General features: G+C 54.7%; 2 protein-coding genes and 1 pseudogene. 1 reads left to right on the top strand and 2 read right to left on the bottom strand.

Annotated features, from left to right (window positions below):
- Together B3Z49_RS19465 and B3Z49_RS19460 are read right to left on the bottom strand one after the other, a co-directional pair.
- Positions 1–689 (bottom strand): LacI family DNA-binding transcriptional regulator (locus B3Z49_RS19465; protein ID WP_296993878.1); only part of this gene is annotated, 689 nt, incomplete at its 3' end.
- 50 nt (positions 690–739) lie between these two features.
- Positions 740–2,071, bottom strand: coding sequence for a GH1 family beta-glucosidase (locus B3Z49_RS19460; RefSeq protein ID WP_296993876.1), 1,332 nt, complete (start codon positions 2,069–2,071; stop codon positions 740–742).
- 240 nt (positions 2,072–2,311) lie between these two features.
- Between B3Z49_RS19460 and B3Z49_RS19455 the strand changes: the two are divergent.
- Positions 2,312–2,587: pseudogene (locus B3Z49_RS19455) on the top strand (carbohydrate ABC transporter substrate-binding protein); the annotation flags it as partial.

Below are 2,587 nucleotides of genomic sequence, written 5' to 3'. Positions count from 1 at the left end.
ACGGAAATTTCCGACGGCATCCAGATCAGGCTATCGGGATCAAGCCCCGCATCGACCATGGCCCGGCGGGCCCCCTGTTTGCGATATCCGAAAAAGGTCAGGGCTTCGGGCGGGTCGATCATGCCGATATTGCGGTGGCCATCATCAAGCAACCGTTTTACTGCATCATAGGCCGCCTGTTCGTCATCATGATCGACAAAGGCATGCGGGGTCAGAAGTTCGGTACGGCCAAAGCTGACAAATGGAAAGTCATGTTGCAGACAGTATTTCGCGCGATTGTCTTGCAAGGTGGTGCGTGAAAATACCACGGCATCGGCAAGGCGTTGGGTATGGACCTTGCGCACGGGGTCAAGCGGATCTTCGCCGCGGGTCTGGGCCAGCACCAACAGGGAATAGTTATCGGCTTCAAGACCCTGGGTCAGGCTTTCGACCTGTGCCAGGAAGCCCGGGTCGCCGTAATCTCCGACTTCGGGGGAATACAGAATGGAACAGACCTGCATGGTTTTGCCGGTTCGAAGCATGACGCCACGGGCATCTGGCTGATAACCGATTTCTGCTGCGGCTGCCTTTACGCGGGCGACGGTGTCGGGTTTGACTTCCGGCCCGTCTTTAAGCGCACGCGATACCGTCGTGATCGATAGACCAAGGCGATCGGCAATCGTACGCAAATTGGGGCGAGCAGCAGGCATATACAGGTCCGTTCCATTCAAATTTCGGACAATCTAAGCGCCCGGTTGGCCTAAGGCAATGCGTTCTGTGAAATCACCTTGCGCATGAAATCATAGGATGCCTTGGGGGTACGTTTCTGGGTGGTGTAGTCAACATGCACCAGACCGAAACGCTTTTCATAGCCATATGCCCACTCGAAATTATCGAGAAGCGACCATGGCATATAGCCCCGAATGTCAGCACCCTCGGACTTGGCGCGAAGCAGGGCTTCGAGATATTCGGTGTAATAGGCAATGCGGTCCTGATCGTCGATCTGGCCGTTTGCCTTCGGGATATCGGTAAAGGCACCACCGTTTTCGGTAATGAAAACAGGCGGGTTACCGTAATCATCCTGAAGGATCTTCATGGTCTGATAGAAGCAATCCCCGTCAATCGCCCAGCCCATTTCGGTGCGGCGGAAATAGTTTGGCGGCTGGGCATGTTTGAACGGCCAAGCAGCGCCTTCGGCGGCCTGAATGTAGCTTGGGAAATACTGGTTTAGCCCCTGGAAATCGACCTTGGTCTTGATGGCTTCAAGATCGCCATCCTGAATATGGGGCTCCATCCGGTCGATAATCAGTTCCGGATAGCGGCCATAATATACCGGGTCCAAAAAGATGCCGTTCCATTTGGCTTCGAACAGATCAATCAGATGCGCATCCTGTTCACGACGGTGCGGAAGCGTATAGCCCTTGTGCATCGGCAACACGAAACCGACCGGCACATCCGGATAATGGTTCTTGATCACCCGGGTTGCGCGTGCGTGACACAGGTTAAGGTGGTGGGCAGCGCGCATCGCCGCACGCGGATCGGTAATCCCCGGTGCATGGCGGCCTTCTTCATGGCCGACCCAGGCAACGACATTCGGCTCGTTGAAGGTGACCCATGATTTCACCCGGTCGCCAAGCCGGCTGACCAGAAGTTCGGTATAGTCGCCAAACCAGTCAACAATGTCACGGTTGGTCCAGCCACCGCGATCCTGAAGTGCTTGTGGCAGATCCCAGTGATAGAGGCACAGCCACGGATCCAGCCCGCGTTCAAGCATGCCGTCAATCAGGCGGTTGTAAAAATCAATGCCGGTTTCGTTGACCTTGCCGGTGCCCTCCGGCATCACGCGTGGCCACATCACCGAAAACCGGTAATGGGTTGCGCCCAATCCTTTGATCAGATCAAGGTCTTCGGCCCAGCGATGGTAATGGTCGCACGCGACACTGCCATCATCGCCATTGGCAACGCGGCCCGGTGTTGCGCAATATGTGTCCCAGATGCTGGCACCGCGTCCGTCATCTTTCGCGCCGCCTTCGATCTGATAACTTGATGTCGAGACTCCCCAGCGGAAACCGTCAGGAAATGATTTGGTCATGTTCGCTTCCTTGCCCTAGCTTTGGATGTCTTTTATTGAACGCATCCAAAATCGTAACGTTTCGAAAAGCACAGCAAAAAAGCTTCCGTACTTTTATCTTGGCCTATTATGGTAAGGTTTTCGTGATTGACAAGGGTGAATAAAGCGCTTATCAAAAAAATCGTAACGTTACGATTTTCCGGTCATATTACTTAATAAGAAGCCGGGCGTGATCGTGTCCATTAGGGAGGAACATCCGTTATGATGAAATTTTCAAAGATTGCCGCAAGCGTGGCATTTCTGAGCGTCGGTGTATCTGCCGGTGCACTTCATGCCCAGACTGCCGAAGTCCTGCATTGGTGGACTTCGGGAAGTGAACAGGCGGCCCTTGGCGAAATCCGCAAGGCGTTCGAGGCCAAAGGCGGCACCTGGGTTGATACCCCGATTGCCGGTGGCGGCAATGCGCGTGCAGCGGCCGTGAACCGTATGCTGGGTGGTGACCCGGCCGCCGTATTTCAGTTTTCCATTGGTCAGCAA

Origin of the sequence: Thalassospira sp. UBA1131 (assembly GCF_002311515.1) — a bacterium.
Classification (GTDB): Bacteria; Pseudomonadota; Alphaproteobacteria; order Rhodospirillales; family Thalassospiraceae; genus Thalassospira.
This window is presented reverse-complemented; position numbering and strand designations above follow the sequence as displayed.

Bases quoted from the DNA above. Each gene is read 5' to 3' on its own strand.
- B3Z49_RS19460 (WP_296993876.1), bottom strand. From the start codon at position 2,071: ATGACCAAATCATTTCCTGACGGTTTCCGCTGGGGAGTCTCGACATCA.